Annotated in this window: 18 protein-coding genes and 1 pseudogene; 9 read left to right on the top strand and 10 right to left on the bottom strand. The window is 51.1% G+C overall.

All coding sequences use genetic code 11. From position 1 onward, the window contains the following. The first annotated feature begins 16 nt into the window (after positions 1 to 16). Positions 17 to 934: a LysR family transcriptional regulator gene (locus tag NNO08_RS05820; protein ID WP_137345949.1), complete on the top strand. Its 918-nt coding sequence runs from the start codon at positions 17 to 19 to the stop codon at positions 932 to 934. 84 nt (positions 935 to 1,018) lie between these two features. Here the strand turns inward: NNO08_RS05820 and minE are convergent, their stop codons facing one another. Genes minE through minC form a run of 3 tightly spaced genes read right to left on the bottom strand, consistent with a single transcriptional unit; the run spans position 1,019 to position 2,832 of the window. Next, positions 1,019 to 1,285 (bottom strand): cell division topological specificity factor MinE, encoded by a 267-nt coding sequence (minE, locus tag NNO08_RS05815; protein WP_003833739.1) that lies wholly within the window; start codon positions 1,283 to 1,285, stop codon positions 1,019 to 1,021. Between the two features lie 3 nt (positions 1,286 to 1,288). Continuing rightward, positions 1,289 to 2,101 carry a septum site-determining protein MinD gene (gene minD / locus NNO08_RS05810; RefSeq protein WP_005122235.1) on the bottom strand — a complete coding sequence of 271 codons (813 nt, stop codon included), beginning with the start codon at positions 2,099 to 2,101 and terminating at the stop codon, positions 1,289 to 1,291. Positions 2,102 to 2,124: 23 nt separating this feature from the next. Next, entirely contained in the window at positions 2,125 to 2,832 is a 708-nt protein-coding gene (gene minC, locus NNO08_RS05805; protein ID WP_202039692.1) for a septum site-determining protein MinC, read from the bottom strand. Positions 2,833 to 2,958: 126 nt separating this feature from the next. On the opposite strand from minC, the gene NNO08_RS05800 reads away from it, so the two are divergent. From NNO08_RS05800 to NNO08_RS05790, 3 genes are all read left to right on the top strand, one after another. Then, the gene (locus NNO08_RS05800) at positions 2,959 to 3,252 is read left to right on the top strand and encodes a YcgL domain-containing protein (protein ID WP_137381645.1); all 294 of its coding nucleotides are present in this window, start codon (positions 2,959 to 2,961) and stop codon (positions 3,250 to 3,252) included. 69 nt (positions 3,253 to 3,321) lie between these two features. Further along, on the top strand, positions 3,322 to 3,981 hold the full coding sequence (locus NNO08_RS05795) for a fumarylacetoacetate hydrolase family protein (protein ID WP_271456334.1): 660 nt from the start codon (positions 3,322 to 3,324) through the stop codon (positions 3,979 to 3,981). Between the two features lie 93 nt (positions 3,982 to 4,074). Further along, a complete protein-coding gene (locus NNO08_RS05790) occupies positions 4,075 to 4,521 on the top strand; it encodes a YcgN family cysteine cluster protein (protein ID WP_005122244.1) in 447 nt (148 codons plus the stop codon). Positions 4,522 to 4,550: 29 nt separating this feature from the next. Here the strand turns inward: NNO08_RS05790 and NNO08_RS05785 are convergent, their stop codons facing one another. The 3 genes from NNO08_RS05785 to nhaB all read right to left on the bottom strand — a co-directional run bounded on the left by NNO08_RS05785 (position 4,551) and on the right by nhaB (position 7,219). Further along, the gene (locus NNO08_RS05785; protein ID WP_016153372.1) at positions 4,551 to 4,892 is read right to left on the bottom strand and encodes a DUF1971 domain-containing protein; all 342 of its coding nucleotides are present in this window, start codon (positions 4,890 to 4,892) and stop codon (positions 4,551 to 4,553) included. Positions 4,893 to 5,002: 110 nt separating this feature from the next. Next, on the bottom strand, positions 5,003 to 5,533 hold the full coding sequence (gene dsbB, locus NNO08_RS05780; RefSeq protein ID WP_271441516.1) for a disulfide bond formation protein DsbB: 531 nt from the start codon (positions 5,531 to 5,533) through the stop codon (positions 5,003 to 5,005). Between the two features lie 141 nt (positions 5,534 to 5,674). Continuing rightward, positions 5,675 to 7,219, bottom strand: a complete 1,545-nt coding sequence (gene nhaB, locus NNO08_RS05775; protein ID WP_271455575.1) for a Na(+)/H(+) antiporter NhaB — start codon at positions 7,217 to 7,219, stop codon at positions 5,675 to 5,677. A gap of 237 nt (positions 7,220 to 7,456) precedes the next feature. On the opposite strand from nhaB, the gene fadR reads away from it, so the two are divergent. Further along, positions 7,457 to 8,176 carry a fatty acid metabolism transcriptional regulator FadR gene (gene fadR / locus NNO08_RS05770; protein WP_005122254.1) on the top strand — a complete coding sequence of 240 codons (720 nt, stop codon included), beginning with the start codon at positions 7,457 to 7,459 and terminating at the stop codon, positions 8,174 to 8,176. Positions 8,177 to 8,279: 103 nt separating this feature from the next. Here fadR and NNO08_RS05765 read toward each other — a convergent pair whose 3' ends face one another. Next, positions 8,280 to 9,812 carry a SpoVR family protein gene (locus NNO08_RS05765; RefSeq protein WP_271441514.1) on the bottom strand — a complete coding sequence of 511 codons (1,533 nt, stop codon included), beginning with the start codon at positions 9,810 to 9,812 and terminating at the stop codon, positions 8,280 to 8,282. Positions 9,813 to 10,134: 322 nt separating this feature from the next. On the opposite strand from NNO08_RS05765, the gene NNO08_RS05760 reads away from it, so the two are divergent. The 3 genes and pseudogenes from NNO08_RS05760 to NNO08_RS23155 form a co-directional block, all read left to right on the top strand. Further along, positions 10,135 to 11,433: a D-amino acid dehydrogenase gene (locus NNO08_RS05760; protein WP_005122256.1), complete on the top strand. Its 1,299-nt coding sequence runs from the start codon at positions 10,135 to 10,137 to the stop codon at positions 11,431 to 11,433. 12 nt (positions 11,434 to 11,445) lie between these two features. Further along, positions 11,446 to 12,516: a catabolic alanine racemase DadX gene (dadX, locus tag NNO08_RS05755; protein WP_271456333.1), complete on the top strand. Its 1,071-nt coding sequence runs from the start codon at positions 11,446 to 11,448 to the stop codon at positions 12,514 to 12,516. A gap of 15 nt (positions 12,517 to 12,531) precedes the next feature. Then, positions 12,532 to 12,684: pseudogene (locus NNO08_RS23155) on the top strand (hypothetical protein); the annotation flags it as partial. On the opposite strand, the gene NNO08_RS05750 reads toward NNO08_RS23155, so the two are convergent. After that, positions 12,619 to 14,352, bottom strand: coding sequence for a potassium/proton antiporter (locus NNO08_RS05750; protein ID WP_271441511.1), 1,734 nt, complete (start codon positions 14,350 to 14,352; stop codon positions 12,619 to 12,621). The pseudogene NNO08_RS23155 and the gene NNO08_RS05750 sit on opposite strands and share 66 nt — an antisense overlap. Before the next feature lie 97 nt (positions 14,353 to 14,449). Further along, positions 14,450 to 15,364, bottom strand: coding sequence for a muramoyltetrapeptide carboxypeptidase (gene ldcA, locus NNO08_RS05745; RefSeq protein ID WP_271456332.1), 915 nt, complete (start codon positions 15,362 to 15,364; stop codon positions 14,450 to 14,452). Between the two features lie 98 nt (positions 15,365 to 15,462). On the opposite strand from ldcA, the gene emtA reads away from it, so the two are divergent. Beyond that, positions 15,463 to 16,074, top strand: a complete 612-nt coding sequence (gene emtA / locus NNO08_RS05740) for a membrane-bound lytic murein transglycosylase EmtA (RefSeq protein WP_040232326.1) — start codon at positions 15,463 to 15,465, stop codon at positions 16,072 to 16,074. Positions 16,075 to 16,085: 11 nt separating this feature from the next. On the opposite strand, the gene ycgR is transcribed toward emtA, so the two are convergent. Then, on the bottom strand, positions 16,086 to 16,820 hold the full coding sequence (ycgR, locus tag NNO08_RS05735) for a flagellar brake protein YcgR (RefSeq protein WP_271441509.1): 735 nt from the start codon (positions 16,818 to 16,820) through the stop codon (positions 16,086 to 16,088). Between the last annotated feature and the right edge of the window lie 137 nt (positions 16,821 to 16,957).

The raw sequence follows: 16,957 nt of genomic DNA, 5'->3' as shown, positions 1-16,957 counted from the left end.
ACATAAAACACAGATCATGAATAATCTGCCGCTGTTAAATGATTTACGCGTCTTTATGCTGGTTGCCCGCCGCGCGGGTTTTGCCGCGGTTGCTGAGGAGCTAGGCGTTTCACCCGCTTTTATCAGTAAGCGTGTTGCGTTGCTGGAACAGACACTGAACGTGGTGTTGTTACACCGTACAACACGGCGTGTCACCATCACGGAGGAAGGGGAACGGATCTACGAATGGGCCCAGCGGATCCTGCAGGATGTGGATCAGATGATGGATGAGCTGTCTGATGTCCGGCAGATCCCGCAGGGGATGTTACGTATTATCAGCAGCTTTGGTTTTGGTCGCCGTGTCGTGGCTCCAGCGTTGTCAGCGCTGGCAAAAGAGTATCCGCAGTTGGAGTTGCGGTTTGACGTTGAGGATCGGTTAGTCGATCTGGTTAATGAAGGTGTCGATCTTGATATTCGTATCGGGGATGACATTGCACCCAATTTGATCGCACGTAAGCTGGCGACCAATTATCGAATATTGTGCGCATCACCTGAGTTTGTGGCGCAGCACGGTACACCGAAACAACTGAACGATCTGTCCACGTTGCCCTGCCTGGTGATTAAAGAGCGCGATCATCCATTTGGCATTTGGCAAATGCGTAACAAAGAGGGCGTGCACTCGATTAAGGTGACGGGGCCGCTCTCCTCCAATCATGGCGAAGTTGTTCACCAATGGTGTGTGGATGGTCAGGGGATTGCGCTACGTTCATGGTGGGATGTCTGCGATAACATCGCCAGTGGGCATCTGGTTCATATATTGCCTGACTATTATCAACCAGCAAATATTTGGGCTGTTTATGTGTCACGTCTGGCGACGTCGGCAAAAATCCGTATTACCGTGGAGTATTTACGTCGCTATTTTGCTGAGAACTACCCGAAGTTCAGTTTGGAATAAATGGGGGCAGTCCGGACTATGATCAGAAATAAAAAAGGCAGAATAATCTGCCTTTTTTCAACCATGACTTATTTACAAAAGACGTTATTTAGACTCTTCTGCTTCAGGTAAAGTCACGTTAAGTTCAAGGATAGAAATATCGCCGTCTTTTTGTTCAAGCTGTACGGTGACCATTTCAGGATCAATTTGTACATACTTACAGATAACGTCGAGAATATCTTTCCTCAACTGCGGTAAATAATGCGGCTCGGCGTCGCTACGACGACGTTCCGCAACAATAATCTGCAGTCGCTCTTTAGCGATGTTCGCTGTGCTCTTTTTCCGCGAGAGAAAAAAATCCAGTAATGCCATAACTTATCCTCCGAACAGGCGTTTGAGGAAACCTTTCTTCTCTTCTTCAATGAAGCGGAAAGGACGTTCTTCTCCCAACAGACGGTCTACGGTATCAGCATAGGCTTTGCCGGCATCAGCATTGATGTCGAGAATAACCGGCTCACCCTGGTTAGACGCGCGCAGGACTGACTGATCTTCAGGAATCACGCCAACCAGCTTGATTCGCAGAATTTCCAGTACGTCTTCCATGCTGAGCATGTCACCTTTATTTACGCGGCCAGGGTTATAGCGCGTAAGCAGCAGATGCTCTTTAATCGGATCTTCACCATTTTCAGCGCGACGAGATTTCGACGCCAGAATACCCAGAATACGGTCAGAGTCACGTACAGAAGACACTTCCGGGTTGGTGGTAATAATGGCTTCGTCGGCAAAATACAGGGCCATCAACGCACCGGTCTCAATACCTGCCGGAGAGTCGCAGACGATGAAGTCAAAATCCATCGCTTTCAGATCGTCCAGAACTTTCGCGACGCCTTCACGGGTCAGCGCGTCTTTATCACGAGTCTGTGAGGCCGGAAGAATAAAGAGATTTTCGGTACGTTTATCTTTGATCAACGCCTGATTTAACGACGCATCGCCCTGAATAACGTTGACGAAGTCATAAACGACGCGACGTTCACAACCCATAATTAAATCAAGGTTACGCAGGCCGATATCAAAATCAATAACGACAGTTTTCTTTCCCTTCTGGGCCAAACCTGTAGCGATGGCCGCGCTGGAGGTGGTTTTGCCAACGCCCCCTTTACCCGAAGTAACAACAATAATGCGTGCCATAGAAATTCCTTGTTAAAAAGGGATCAATTCAACGGTTGAACTGTCAAAGCGTTCTCTGCCAATTGCAGACGTGCCGCTTTGCCATAAAATTCTGCTGGGATTTTATCACTCAGCCAATAAACACCTGCGATAGACACCAGTTCTGCCGTCAGGTGGGTACAGAAAATTTGCGCTTCCCGATCGCCGCTTGCGCCCGCCAGAGCACGGCCTCTCATCATGCCATAAACGTGAATATTGCCATCAGCGATAAGCTCTGCGCCCGCACTGACGTGACTTGTAACAATCAGATCACATTGTGGAGCATAAATACGCTGACCGGAACGAACCGGTACATTTATTAATCGTGTTTTTGTGATGGGAGTAACGTTTTGTGGCGGTGCGGCAGGTGCCGGAGCTTCAACAGGTGCGGAACGAATGGCTTTTTCTTTACCTTCTGTCAGTAAAGGAAGCCCCATTTCGTCGATTTCTGCCTTAAGTTTTGCATCCTTGCATCCGCTAACACCAATAATGCGCAGACCCGTGGACGTAATGACTTTTTGCAGCGCCGACCAGTTCACCGGGCTTTCAAGGCCACTCACGTTGATCACCACGGGAGCATGTTTTAAAAATGCAGGTGCCTGCGCGATTTTGTCTTCCAACGCCTGACGAATAACCTCGGGTTCTGCTTCATGTAAGTGAACCACTGATAAGGTGAAGCTACTGCCTTTAAGCTCGATTGGCGTGTTTGACATCCTGGCCTTACTCAATTTGCTATTTATCATCCCCAGTGCGGGGTGATATTCCGAAGACTATAAGGCATGTTATAGTCAGTATTATATTGAGGCAAGCCACCATTCCGTGAATTCAGAGTAAAAGATATGTTTTGTGTGATCTACCGAAGCAGCAAACGTGACCAGACCTATTTATATGTCGAAAAAAAAGACGATTTCTCGCGTGTTCCTGAAGAACTGATGAAAGGATTTGGTCAGCCAAAGCTGGCAATGATTTTACCGCTTGATGGTCGTAAAAAACTGGTTAATGCCGATCTTGAAAAAGTAAAACAGGCACTAACCGAGCAGGGCTATTATTTACAAATACCACCGCCGCCTGAGGATTTACTTAAACAGCATTTATCTGCGGTAAAACAAAATACACCAGACGCTAAACGTTAAACTGCATCCTGCAGCAGCATGTCGCATCGATGCAGTACCTGAAATCTATGACTACGTTAGGGGAAAGTAATGTATCAACATCATAACTGGCATGGTGCTCTGCTGGATTACCCGGTGAGCAAAGTGGTTTGTGTAGGTAGCAATTATGCAAACCATATTAAAGAAATGGGGGGAACAACGCCGGAAGAGCCGGTGTTGTTTATTAAACCTGAAACTGCGCTGTGCGATTTGCGCCAACCGCTGGTCATTCCGGCGGATATGGGTTCCGTTCATCACGAAGTTGAACTGGCCGTGCTGATCGGCGCAAACCTGCGCCAGGCGACAGAAGAGCATGTACGCAAAGCCATCGCTGGCTATGGTGTGGCGCTGGACCTGACCCTGCGCGATATCCAGGGAAAAATGAAAAAAGCGGGTCAGCCGTGGGAAAAAGCGAAGGGTTTTGACAACTCTTGCCCGCTGTCTGGGTTTATTCCGGTCGCGGAATTTAACGGTGATCCGCAGGATACTCAGCTCGGATTAACGGTGAACGGCGAAGTGCGCCAGCAGGGCACTACGGCGGATATGATCCATCATATTGTTCCATTGATTGCTTACATGAGCCGATTCTTCACGCTTAGAGCCGGTGATGTGGTACTGACCGGGACGCCAGCAGGCGTTGGGCCGTTACACAGCGGTGATGAGCTGGCTATCAGTTTCCATGGACAAACGCTAACCACCCGGGTGCTGTAATCTCTGCTTGCCGCCTATTTCGGGCGGCAAAACTTGCATCAACGTGCCAGACTGGTTATAAGGTGCAGCTTTAGTGAAATAGCGGATATCCTGATGAGCGACATACCTTTCTGGCAAAGTAAAACCCTTGATGAAATGACCGATGCCGAGTGGGAGTCATTATGTGATGGGTGCGGTCAATGCTGTCTGCATAAGCTGATGGATGAAGACACTGACGAAATCTACTTTACCAACGTCGCGTGTAAGCAACTCAATATCAAAACCTGCCAGTGCCGTAATTATGAACGTCGATTCGAATACGAGCCCGATTGCATCAAACTAACGCGTGATAACCTGCCAACCTTTGAATGGTTGCCGATGACCTGCGCCTATCGTTTATTAGCGGAAGGGAAAGGGTTACCGGACTGGCACCCATTGCTGACGGGTTCAAAGGCGGCAATGCACGGTGAGCGCATTTCAGTACGCCATATCGCGGTGAAAGAATCAGAAGTGCGTGACTGGCAGGACCACATCCTGAACAAACCTTCATGGGCGGATTAATCCGCCCATCGATTAACAGGCGTAAAGGATTAAGACTTTTTCGCCTGATACATCTCATCACTATGGTTGTCATCTTCAACCCAGAAATTAATGTTGAACTGCGCATCGTCGCTTAATTCAACGCGATGCCAGTACTGTGGTGGGCTGGTCGCGAACTGCCCGGCATTAATGACCACTTTTACTTCAGGTTCTTTTGCGTCTTCATTGGCAAAACCGTAATACGTTACAGTGCCTTCCATCACGCAGAGTTGTCCAAAAACGCCCGCTGCAGTGTTGTGGTGAGAAAGCAGAGCGGCCGGGACATTGTCTTTCGTAAAGAAGGGAGTGGAGCGTTTAACTTTCCAGTTTGCCGGGATGCGTAAATGGGACATAAGACATCTCCTTTGTGGGGCATCTATAAGATGTATTTAATATACATCTTATAGATGCCCGCAGGCAATGACATTATGGCAAAAAAAAACGCTCCCGAAGGAGCGTTCTGTTAGCGACCGAAGAGGTCACGTTTTTTCGGTTTAAAGGGCTGGGCAATCAGCACCAACACAGCAACGACCAGATAGGCGGCAAAAATCCCCAACAGCCACTGCGGCATCTCCAGGGTTAAAAATGACCACTGACGCTCAGCGCAGTCACCGGAAGCCATAAATACCTGCGGCAGCCATTTATCCAGCGGTAACCAACTCGGGAAACGCGCGGCAAAATCACAGGTCATGAACGGTGACGGGTGAAGCTGAATCATTGTGTGTTCATACGCTAACTGAAGGCCGCGCCAGGCGCTGTAAATCCAGATAATCATCGCCACGTAGCGCAGCGGCGTTTTCGGGGCAATTGCGCCCACCAGACCAGCACCCATCACGCCAAATAATGCGCTACGTTCGTATATACACAACACGCAAGGTTTAAGCAGCATGACATGCTGGAACCACAAGGCAACAAGTTCCAACGCCAGGGCGGTGAGCGCCAGCAATAACCATGCTCCACGCCCACGGGAGCACTGGTTTAAAAATCGCAACATAATAATTTCCCTGCAACATGCGTAGAGACCGCAGTTTAAACCAATTCAATTTATGCGCCACTAGCGGCAATTGAAATATTGTGTAATCGGATAATTATCATGCAAAAAGTCAAACCGGGCAGTGATTTACCCAGTTTATTGTTATGAAAGTGTAGCTAACCAGCCTGTTTGCGTCATCCATTCGGTCACGGGGACCAGCGTGAACTCTACGCACAACAGACCTACCAGCGTCAGGACGATCGTATACGGCAATGCCATCCACACCATGCGGCCGTAGGAGAGACGAATCAGTGGTGCCAGTGCGGAGGTAAGCAGGAACAAGAATGCCGCCTGACCATTTGGTGTAGCCACGGAAGGCAGGTTGGTTCCGGTATTAATCGCCACCGCTAACAGTTCATATTGATTCAGGCTAATCGTCCCGTGCTCCAGCGCCGCTTTCGCTTCGTTGATGTAAATGGTGCCAACAAAGACGTTGTCTGAAATTGACGACAACAGGCCGTTGAAAAGATAGAACAGGGTCAGTTGTGCATGTTCAGAAGACTGCAAAACAAACTGAATAATCGGTGCAAAAAGCTGCTGATCGATAATCACCGCAACCACGGAGAAAAATACGGTAAGCAGCGCGGTGAAGGGCAGCGATTCGGTGAAGGCTTTACCAATAGCGTGTTCGTCAGTGACACCGGTTAACGAAGTCGCCAAAATAATCACCGACAAACCAATTAATCCGACTTCTGCCAGATGCAGCGCGAGGGCAACGACCAGCCATACGCCGATAACAGCCTGAATAATCAGCTTGATTTTATCCTGGCGGGTACGTTGTTGACGGCTTTCATCGTCAAACTGTTGCAGAACGCCACGGACAGCTTCCGGTAATGTTTCACCGTAGCCAAACCAACGTAACTTTTCAACCAGCAGGCAGGTGAGCAGACCGCAAATCAACACCGGAACGGTGACCGGCGACATGCGCAGGAAAAAATCACCAAAATGCCAGCCAGCCGCTTTGGCGATAATCAGGTTCTGCGGTTCGCCAACCATGGTCATCACACCGCCTAACGCGGTGCCGACTCCCGCGTGCATCATCAGGCTGCGCAGAAAACCACGGAACTGCTCAAGTACGGCTTTATTGTGCTGGTCGATATGGCTGTCATCCAGCAAATTGTTATCTTCCGGACGGGAAGAGGCGACGCGATGGTAGATGCCGTAAAAACCGACCGCCACGCTGATCACGACTGCGACCACGGTCAATGCGTCGAGGAACGCAGAAAGGAATGCAGCGGCAACACAAAAGGCCAGCGACAGCAGCATCTTGGAGCGAATACTGAGCAGCAGTCGGGTAAAAATAAACAGCAGCAGTTGCTTCATAAAGTAGATGCCCGCCACCATAAACATCAGCAGCAAGAGCACTTCAAGGTTGGCGGCAACTTCTTCACGAACATGAGTGGCGCTGGTCATGCCGATGACGACAGCCTCGATGGCTAACAGCCCGCCTGGCAGCAGTGGATAACACTTAAGCGCCATTGCCAGCGTAAAAATGAATTCGGCCACCAGCAACCAACCCGCGATAAAGGGATTGATGAAAAAAATAAGCGGGTTAATGATTAAGAAGACGAGCAGTGCAAGTTTATACCAGTCCGGCGACTGGCCTAAAAAATTGCGCCACATAGCGCGGCCCCATGATAGCTCCATGGCAGTTTCCCTTACCTGTAAAAATGAAATCATGTTTTTATGTTTGACCGCAAAGCTTAGCGGCACGAGTGAACGCAGGCAAGCTCTTCACGTGGCTTATCGTACCGACTGCGTATCAGCGTTATCTGGAAAATGAAGCCTTGATCCACTTTTTCTTCGTTGCGTCAGCTATCAGCTAAGAAACCCGTCTGGTATGATGTGTGTAACTATGTTTTGCTGTGTAATGGAATTATCACTATGGTCATTAAGGCGCAAAGCCCTGCTGGGTTCGCGGAAGAGTACATCATTGAGAGTATCTGGAATAACCGCTTCCCACCTGGCACTATTTTGCCCGCTGAACGTGAACTCTCCGAACTTATTGGAGTAACACGTACCACGTTACGCGAAGTATTGCAGCGTCTGGCGCGGGACGGCTGGTTGACCATTCAACACGGCAAACCGACGAAAGTGAATAACTTCTGGGAAACCTCCGGGCTGAATATCCTGGAAACGTTGGCGCGTCTCGATCACGAAAGCGTTCCGCAGTTGATTGATAATCTGCTGTCTGTGCGTACCAACATCTCGACGATCTTTATTCGCACCGCATTCCGCCAACATCCTGATAAAGCCCAGGACGTTTTGGCAACGGCGAATCAGGTTGCTGACCATGCTGACGCGTTTGCCGATCTGGACTACAACATTTTCCGCGGTCTGGCATTTGCGTCGGGCAATCCGATTTACGGTTTGATCCTCAACGGTATGAAAGGACTTTATACGCGTATTGGCCGTCATTACTTTGCTAACCCGGAAGCACGCGGCCTGGCGCTGAACTTCTACCGTAAGCTGTCAGAGCTGTGTGAGCAGGGCGCTCATGATTTGGTCTATGAAACGGTGCGCCGCTATGGTCACGACAGTGGTGAGATTTGGCACCGTATGCAGAAGAATTTGCCGGGCGATTTAGCTATTCAGGGACGTTAATCGCGCAATGCCGGATGGTGACGCCAAAGCGTCTTATCCGGCCTACAATGCGTCTACATCGTAGGCCGGATAAGGTGTATTACACCACCTCCGGCAATCAATTTTACAGGCCGTTCATCCTTGGCGGGCAACGCTCCAGCAGTTCAACGCTGCCATCTTCATTTTGCTGCTCCAGCATCACATCAAATCCCCATAGCCGATGAACATGCTTCAACACTTCTTTGCGTCCTTTATCCAACGGCGCGCGGTTATGTGGGATGTAACGCAAGGTCAGTGAACGGTCGCCGCGCAGATCGACATTCCAGATTTGAATATTCGGCTCCAGATTGCTCAGGTTATATTGCGATGACAGCCTGTTACGGATCTCGCGATAACCCTCCTCATTGTGAATCGCTGAAATTTCCAGATAATTATGGCGGTCATCATCCAGCACCGTGAACAGGCGGAAATCGCGCATCACTTTTGGTGACAGGAACTGGCTGATAAAGCTCTCATCTTTAAAATCACGCATCGCGAAATGCAGCGTTTCCAGCCAGTCGGAACCCGCAATATTTGGGAACCAGTATTTGTCCTCCTCGGTGGGCGACTGACAAATACGTTTGATATCCTGGAACATAGCAAAACCCAGCGCATAAGGGTTTATCCCGCTATACCATGGACTGTTATACGGTGGCTGGAATACCACGTTGGTATGGCTATGCAGAAACTCCAGCATAAAGCGCTCGGTGACTTTGCCTTCATCATAAAGGTGATTGAGGATGGTGTAGTGCCAGAAGGTTGCCCATCCCTCGTTCATAACCTGAGTCTGTTTCTGGGGATAAAAATACTGGCTTACCTTACGCACAATACGCAGGACCTCTCGCTGCCAGGACTCAAGCAGTGGGGCGTTTTTCTCCATAAAATACAGCAGGTTTTCCTGCGGCTCAGAAGGATAACGCCGTGCGGTAGAGATCGTCTTCTCTTCCTCTTTCTTCGGCAACGTACGCCACAGCATATTCACCTGGCTTTGCAGATACTCTTCACGGCTTTTCTGCCGGGCCTTCTCTTCCTGTAGTGAGATTTTTTGCGGGCGTTTATAACGGTCAACGCCGTAATTCATCAGCGCATGGCAGGAGTCGAGGAGTTTCTCAACTTCATCAACACCGTAACGCTCTTCACACTGGGTAATGTAGTTTCGCGCAAAGATCAGGTAATCGACGATGGAGCTGGCGTCTGTCCAACTGCGGAACAGGTAGTTATTCTTGAAGAAAGAGTTATGTCCATAGCAGGCATGCGCCATGACCAGTGCCTGCATGGTGATGGTGTTCTCTTCCATCAGGTACGCGATACACGGGTTGGAGTTAATAACAATCTCATAGGCCAGTCCTTGCTGACCATGTTTGTACAAGCGTTCGGTTTCAATAAACTTTTTACCAAACGACCAGTGCGGATAGTTGATTGGCATCCCTACGCTGGAATAGGCGTCCATCATTTGTTCAGAAGTGATCACCTCGATTTGGTGCGGGTAGGTATCCAGTTTGTAGAGTTTCGCCACGCGGTCTATCTCTGCCAGATAGACATCCAGCAGATCAAACGTCCAGTCGGGTCCATCGCTTAACCGTGTGCTGTCCTTGTTCATGGAATCAATCGTAGCCATTCGCGCACCCTCATTGTTGGCGGCACTCTCTGTCTGGAGTACCTCATTTCAAGCATAGATCATGGTGTTAAAAAGCGTGCTGCAGGAGAAATTTTTTCTTTGCGATTTCACGTTAGCGAAGCGTCGAAAAACGTCGAGGTAACAAAATTTTATGCTGGATAAAATTTACGCGCAGCAGGAGATGCCAAAGCAGAGACTTCCCTGCAATCACTGCTATGTGTGAGATACATCACCATAAAAAAGCCATATGTTGAATAATATTTTCAACTGAGTTATCAAGATGTAATTAGAAGATTGTTCTTTTACTGTTAACGGAGTGGCTATGCGAGTTGTCATACTGGGAAGTGGCGTCGTTGGCGTGACCAGCGCCTGGTATTTAAGTCAGGCTGGACACGATGTCACCGTCATCGATCGTGAGCCGGGTCCGGCACTGGAAACCAGTGCGGCGAATGCCGGGCAAATCTCTCCTGGTTATGCCGCGCCGTGGGCGGCGCCAGGCGTACCGCTAAAAGCGATAAAATGGATGTTTCAGCGCCACGCTCCGTTGGCTGTACGCCTCGACGGCACGCAGTTCCAACTGAAGTGGATGTGGCAAATGCTGCGCAACTGCGACACCAGTCACTACATGGAAAACAAAGGGCGCATGGTGCGGCTGGCGGAATACAGCCGTGATTGTCTGAAGGCGCTGCGAGCCACCACGGGGATCGAGTATGAAGGTCGTCAGGGCGGTACGTTACAACTGTTTAGAACCGCTCAACAGTATGAGAACGCCACGCGCGATATTGCCGTGCTGGAAGATGCCGGTGTGCCGTACCAACTTCTGGAGGCAAATCGTCTGGCGGAAGTCGAACCTGCGCTGGCAGAGGTCGCGCACAAACTAACAGGCGGGTTACGGTTACCGAATGACGAGACCGGTGACTGTCAGCTGTTTACCCAGCGTCTGGCGCAAATGGCCGAGCAGGCGGGGGTAAAATTCCGTTTTAACACTCCTGTCGATAAGCTACTCAGCGAAGGCGAGCAAATATATGGTGTCCAGTGTGGCGACGAAGTTATCAAAGCCGATGCCTATGTTATGGCCTTTGGCTCGTATTCCACGGCGATGCTCAAAGGGATCGTTGATATTCCGGTGTATCCGCTCAAAGGCTACTCATTAACCATACCGGTGGCAGAAGATGATGGTGCGCCGGTTTCCACTATTCTTGATGAAACCTACAAAATCGCTATTACCCGTTTTGATGAGCGAATTCGTGTTGGCGGTATGGCAGAAATTGTTGGTTTTAATACCGAGCTACTACAACCACGTCGTGAGACGCTGGAGATGGTGGTGCGCGATCTCTTTCCGCGCGGCGGTCATGTTGAACAAGCCACCTTCTGGACCGGGCTGCGTCCGATGACGCCAGACGGAACGCCAGTGGTGGGGCGTACCCGCTTTAAGAATCTGCTGCTCAATACGGGGCATGGCACACTGGGCTGGACGATGGCATGTGGATCGGGTCAGTTGCTGAGCGATATTCTCTCTGGTCGCACGCCAGCCATACCTTATGACGATCTGAGCGTGGCGCGTTACAGTCCGGGATTTACCCCGTCTCGCCCGCGGCATTTACATGGCGTACATAACTAATAAGGACGCGAGATGACCCGCCCGATACTGGCCAGCATTGACCTGCAGGCGTTGAAACAAAATCTGACCATTACGCGTCAGGCTGCGCCGGACTCCCGCGTCTGGTCGGTCGTAAAAGCCAATGCCTACGGACACGGTATAGAACGCGTCTGGACGGCACTGGGAACGACCGATGGTTTCGCTATGCTCAATCTCGAGGAGGCGATCACCCTGCGGGAGCGGGGATGGAAAGGACCGATTTTAATGCTGGAGGGGTTTTTCCATGCCGAAGACCTGACGGTGTATGACACATATCGTCTGACCACCTGTGTCCACAGTAACTGGCAGCTCAAAGCGTTGCAAAATGCCCGGCTGAACGCGCCGCTGGATATTTACCTGAAAGTGAATAGCGGCATGAACCGGCTGGGTTTCTTACCAGAGCGAGTAGCGACCGTCTGGCAACAGTTACGGGCAATGCCTAACGTGGGTGAAATGACGCTGATGTCGCATTTTGCTGATGCTGAACATCCGGATGGCATCAAGGACGCGATGGCGCGTATTTCGCAGGCAACGGAAGGGCTGGAGTGTAGACGTTCACTGTCGAATTCTGCTGCGACGCTGTGGCACCCACAAGCGCATTATGACTGGGTTCGTCCGGGCATTATTCTGTACGGCGCGTCGCCGTCGGGACAATGGCGGGATATTGCCAACACCGGACTTAAGCCAGTGATGACGCTGAGCAGTGAGATTATCGGTGTGCAAACGCTGAAAGCAGGCGACCGGGTTGGTTACGGTGGCCGTTACACTGCCCGCGGTGATCAGCGCATTGGAATTGTGGCAACAGGCTATGCCGATGGTTATCCGCGCCATGCTCCGAGTGGGACACCTGTCCTGGTGGACGGTGTACGTACCGGGACGGTCGGCACGGTATCCATGGATATGCTGGCGGTTGACCTGACACCATGTCCACAGGCGGGGATAGGAACGCCTGTGGAACTGTGGGGCAAAGAGATTAAAATCGACGATGTGGCGACAGCGGCGGGCACGGTGGGCTATGAATTAATGTGCTCTCTGGCGCTGCGCGTACCGGTAGTGACGATGTAACTTTTGTAGAGTTGCCTGACGGCGCGCAGCTTTCAGGCCTACAGAAGCAGTACATTTGTAGGCCGGGTAAGGCGCAGCCGCCACCCGGCCAAAACAACTGCGTTATTCATCCTCATCTTCTGCCACGCGGACACCCACTTTCAGCACGGCATTATCTTCTTTCTCGGCTACCGTCCAGATCATACCGGCAAATTCCACCTGGTCACCGACAACCGGTGCAGCACCCAACAGTTGCTGAACAATTTCACCCAGCGTTTGCTGCTTATCACGATACTCGGTGCCATCTTCCAGACCATAAATCAGTGCCACATCGGCATATTTCGCGCTGGCTTCGAGAATAAAATCACCAAAGAAACGCTGGTCTAACGACACCGGCGGTGACTGACTGAACAGCTTGCCTAAGGCGGGCAGGTCGCGTTCGCGACCAATGACGCACAGCACATCGCCTTCACGCAGGCGGGTACTGCCTGATGGGTGAAACAGCACGTTGTCACGAAACAGTGCGGCAATACGCGTTTCCTCTGGCATATGCAAGTCACGCAATGCGGCCCCTACGCACCATTTATCGGCACTCAACTGGTAAACGAACTGCTCCCAGGGATTATCCGGGTGAATATCGAGACCAATACGTGAAACTGGCCAGCCAACAGGAGGTACCACGACTTTGGCTTTTTTAGCGGCCCACGACAGCGACGTCCCCTGGAACAGCAGCGAGATCAGTACCACAAAGAATGCGACGTTAAAGAACAAACGCGCATTTTCCAGACCCGCCATCATCGGGAAGACGGCAAGGATGATGGGTACCGCACCGCGTAAGCCAACCCAGCTAATGAAAATGCGCTCACGCAGATTGAAACCACGAAATGGCAGCAATCCGGCGAACACCGACAACGGACGCGCGAAGAAAATCATCCAGGCAGACAAAATCAACGCCGGAATCGCGATCGGCAACAGGTCGGATGGCGTCACCAGCAATCCCAGCACCAGGAACATGGCAATTTGCGCCAGCCAGGCCAGACCGTCAAAGTTTTGCAGAATACCGAAGCGGTTGCGGATCGGGCGATTTCCCAGCAGGAAGCCACACAGATAAACCGCCAGAATGCCGCTGCCTTCAAGTGCGGTAGTCAGGGCAAAAATCAGGATCCCACCGCTTAAGGCCAGCAGCGGATACAGCCCGGCAGGCAGAGAAATACGGTTAATCATCTGCTGGAGCAGGTACCCACCGCCGAGACCGATAGCGATACCTAAGCCAAACTGCTGGATAATATGCACGGCGAACATCCAGCTTAAACCGGTCTCGTGGTTCTGGATCATTTCGATAAGCGTAATGGTCAGAAATACGGCCATTGGGTCATTACTACCTGACTCAATTTCCAGCGTCGAGCCCACACGTTCGTTAAGTCCTTTACCGCCGAGCAGGGAAAATACCGCCGCGGCATCGGTTGAGCCGACAATCGCGCCAATCAGCAGTCCTTCGATGAGATCCAGATGAAACAGCCATGCCGCCATCATGCCGGTTAAACCAGAGGTAATCAGCACGCCCACGGTCGCCAACGATAATGCCGGGCCTAGCGCAACACGAAAGGAGCTGGCCTGAGTGCGCATCCCGCCGTCAAGCAGGATCACGGCCAACGCCAGGTTACTGACCATGTAGGCAAAAGGGTAGTTATCAAAAGGAATGCCGCCAACACCGTCCACGCCCGCTAACATGCCAATAGCGAGGAAAATCACCAGAATCGGGATACCAAGACGTGATGAGAATGAACTAAGCAAGATACTGCAGGTGACGAGAACGGAACCCAAAATAAAAAGGCTAATGATTGCTGCGGCATCCAACGTTCGGTTACTCCTGAATTACGCTGTTTCGTATTAATAAACCCTAACATAATAACGACAGAAACAGCGTTTTACTTAGCCCTGAGGCAGGCTTTTTTTACGATTTAAGCACCGGATGACCGGAGATTGTGAGTTGACTGCCGTTTTTATCATTTTTCAGCACGGCTTTGGCCCCTAAAGGTAAGGTGACGGTGCGTTGTTCATGGCCAAAATCGAGGCCGCTTAACAGTGGAACCGATAATTTGGCACGCAAAAACGCGCAGACTGAATCAAGACTGTAACCGGCATCATAATCATTAGGCGCACTGCCGCTAAAACTGCCGAGAATGATGGCGTTCTGGTGGGCGAGGATCCCAGCATGATAAAGTTGTAGCAGCATGCGCTCGATGCGAAACGGGTGCTCGTTGATGTCTTCCAGCACCAGAATACCGTTCTCAATGGCGGGCATCCACGGCGTCCCCATCAGCGAAATGAGCATCGCCAGATTTCCGCCCCACAGCGTGCCTTCGGTAGCGCAATCCGGGCCATGGCCTTGCCAGTCGAGGGTAAATTCGGCATTGCGCAAAGCCTGCCAAAAATGGTGCTCGGTAAAGGCGTTCATTTCCTCGGCACCGAAGTTAGCTGCCAGCATCGGGCCACTAAACGAGATGACATGACTCTTCGCCAGCAGCCCGCATTGAATAGCCGTGAAATCGCTGTGACCACACAGCAGGAGTGGGCTCTGTTGCTGGCGAACGGCCAGCGCCTGCCAGTCAATCTCTGCCAGCAAACGGCTCGCACCGTAGCCGCCGCGCACCGCCATCACAATAGTATCAGGCGTTTTTAGCTCAACGAGTGAATTCACATCCGCCAGACGCTCGGCTTCGGTACCGGCAAAACGCTGACAGCGGCGGGCGATGACGGCAGTGTTATCGACCTGATGACCGGCCTCAGTAAGACGCGCAAGCCCACGTAATGCAGCCTGCTGGTTGATACAGTAGCCCGACGGGGCAATTAAGTGAAACCGGGACATGGCATTTCCTTGCTACAACTAAAACCAAATGTATATCATGCCGCGTAGGTATGTCGTTGTCACCTCAGCGACAGGTTCCGGCTATAAGGATAGATGACGTGAAATTGAGATGGTTTGCTTTTTTGGTTGTAATACTTGCGGGCTGTAGTTCAAAACAGGATTACAAAAACCCGCCATGGAACGCAGAAGTTCCGGTTAAACGCGCGATGCAATGGATGCCTATCAGTGAAAAAGCCGGCGCGGCCTGGGGCGTTAGCCCACAATTGATTACGGCGATTATCGCTATTGAATCAGGGGGGAACCCCAATGCAGTCAGTAAATCTAATGCCATCGGTCTGATGCAGCTTAAAGCCTCCACCTCCGGGCGGGACGTTTATCGCCGCATGGGATGGAGCGGAGAGCCGTCGACCAGTGAGCTGAAAAATCCAGAGCGCAATATCTCCATGGGGGCGGCGTATCTGAGCATTCTTGAAACCGGTCCGCTGGCGGGAATTGAAGACCCACAGGTGATGCAATATGCGCTGGTGGTGTCATACGCGAACGGTGCCGGGGCGCTGCTGCGGACGTTCTCCTCTGACAGGAAAAAAGCCATCAGCAAAATCAACGATCTGAGCGCGGATGAGTTTTTTGAACATGTTGTCGATAACCATCCTGCGCCGCAGGCTCCACGTTATATCTGGAAGCTTCAGCGAGCGCTGGATGCGATGTAACGCGCGTGATATTACTCGCGTACTTTATTCGACTTTTCCCGAGCCTCGCGCTCAAGCGAAAAAATAATCCGCTGTAAATTCCGCTCCACCGCCGGGCCGACGTTGAGAAAACGAAAGCTCAGGCGGGGAGTGGTGATGGTCTCATTTTTCCCGTCGATCACTTTTCGCTCGGTAATCGAGATGAGCTGGGCATCAACGTGGTACACACCCCATTGTTCCATATTCAGTTCAACCTGCGAGAAGCGCATACCTTCAACCAGCCCCTCCGGTGTAGCCCCTTCTAATAGCGCGCCCATGCCGCCAAGAGACAAATCGAATAAGCGAAAATGCAGGATACTGTTGTCCGGCATTTTCGCCTTGCAGTGATAGGGCGGGTGTAACGGTGCACCGATGCGGAAGTATTCCCGGCGCTGGACGAACCACAGCGAAGGTGGCAACGATGAGATAAAGGCTGGCAATCGTTGATACTCGCCTTTTGTCAGTTGCGGGAGGGTAAACTCCACCTTGGCACCCTGCGTTTCGGCGATAATTGAGATCTGGCTGGCGCGTTGCACGGCCTGGTTTTCATATTCCTGACTGCCAAAATCCATGATCAATTCGTCCGGGCTGACAGCTAGAATTTTGCTGATGAACTGACCTCCTGACCAGGAGATACGCAGTGGAACCTGCTGTGAATTTAAGTCCCGGAGTACCCCTAATACTGCGAGCGGGTTTTGCTTCAGGAACTGCTCATTGTAGTTACTCACACCTAATGACTCCTGGATACCTGGCTTATCGTTGGGTTATCGGCATCGCGAGACGGAACTTAATACAAATGGATGAAATTTTTTACCCAAGCCAATGAATTAAGTCTGAGTGCAAACAGCAGGTAGCGATGGCTTGC

Origin of the sequence: Citrobacter sp. Igbk 17 (assembly GCF_028069775.1) — a bacterium.
In the GTDB taxonomy this organism is placed as follows: domain Bacteria; phylum Pseudomonadota; class Gammaproteobacteria; order Enterobacterales; family Enterobacteriaceae; genus Citrobacter.
Note: the sequence above shows the minus strand (reverse complement) of the source record. Positions and strands in the feature narration are given on the sequence as shown.

Excerpts from the sequence above, each read along its gene's own strand:
- NNO08_RS05790 (WP_005122244.1), top strand. The coding sequence starts at position 4,075 with ATGAGCGACATACCTTTCTGGCAAAGTAAAACCCTTGATGAAATGACC.
- nhaB (WP_271455575.1), bottom strand. The coding sequence starts at position 7,219 with ATGGAGCTATCATGGGGCCGCGCTATGTGGCGCAATTTTTTAGGCCAG.
- dadX (WP_271456333.1), top strand. The coding sequence starts at position 11,446 with ATGACCCGCCCGATACTGGCCAGCATTGACCTGCAGGCGTTGAAACAA.
- ldcA (WP_271456332.1), bottom strand. The coding sequence starts at position 15,364 with ATGTCCCGGTTTCACTTAATTGCCCCGTCGGGCTACTGTATCAACCAG.
- NNO08_RS05760 (WP_005122256.1), top strand. The coding sequence starts at position 10,135 with ATGCGAGTTGTCATACTGGGAAGTGGCGTCGTTGGCGTGACCAGCGCC.
- minD (WP_005122235.1), bottom strand. The coding sequence starts at position 2,101 with ATGGCACGCATTATTGTTGTTACTTCGGGTAAAGGGGGCGTTGGCAAA.
- fadR (WP_005122254.1), top strand. The coding sequence starts at position 7,457 with ATGGTCATTAAGGCGCAAAGCCCTGCTGGGTTCGCGGAAGAGTACATC.
- NNO08_RS05800 (WP_137381645.1), top strand. The coding sequence starts at position 2,959 with ATGTTTTGTGTGATCTACCGAAGCAGCAAACGTGACCAGACCTATTTA.
- NNO08_RS05765 (WP_271441514.1), bottom strand. The coding sequence starts at position 9,812 with ATGGCTACGATTGATTCCATGAACAAGGACAGCACACGGTTAAGCGAT.
- minC (WP_202039692.1), bottom strand. The coding sequence starts at position 2,832 with ATGTCAAACACGCCAATCGAGCTTAAAGGCAGTAGCTTCACCTTATCA.
- minE (WP_003833739.1), bottom strand. The coding sequence starts at position 1,285 with ATGGCATTACTGGATTTTTTTCTCTCGCGGAAAAAGAGCACAGCGAAC.
- NNO08_RS05785 (WP_016153372.1), bottom strand. The coding sequence starts at position 4,892 with ATGTCCCATTTACGCATCCCGGCAAACTGGAAAGTTAAACGCTCCACT.
- NNO08_RS05820 (WP_137345949.1), top strand. The coding sequence starts at position 17 with ATGAATAATCTGCCGCTGTTAAATGATTTACGCGTCTTTATGCTGGTT.
- NNO08_RS05795 (WP_271456334.1), top strand. The coding sequence starts at position 3,322 with ATGTATCAACATCATAACTGGCATGGTGCTCTGCTGGATTACCCGGTG.
- dsbB (WP_271441516.1), bottom strand. The coding sequence starts at position 5,533 with ATGTTGCGATTTTTAAACCAGTGCTCCCGTGGGCGTGGAGCATGGTTA.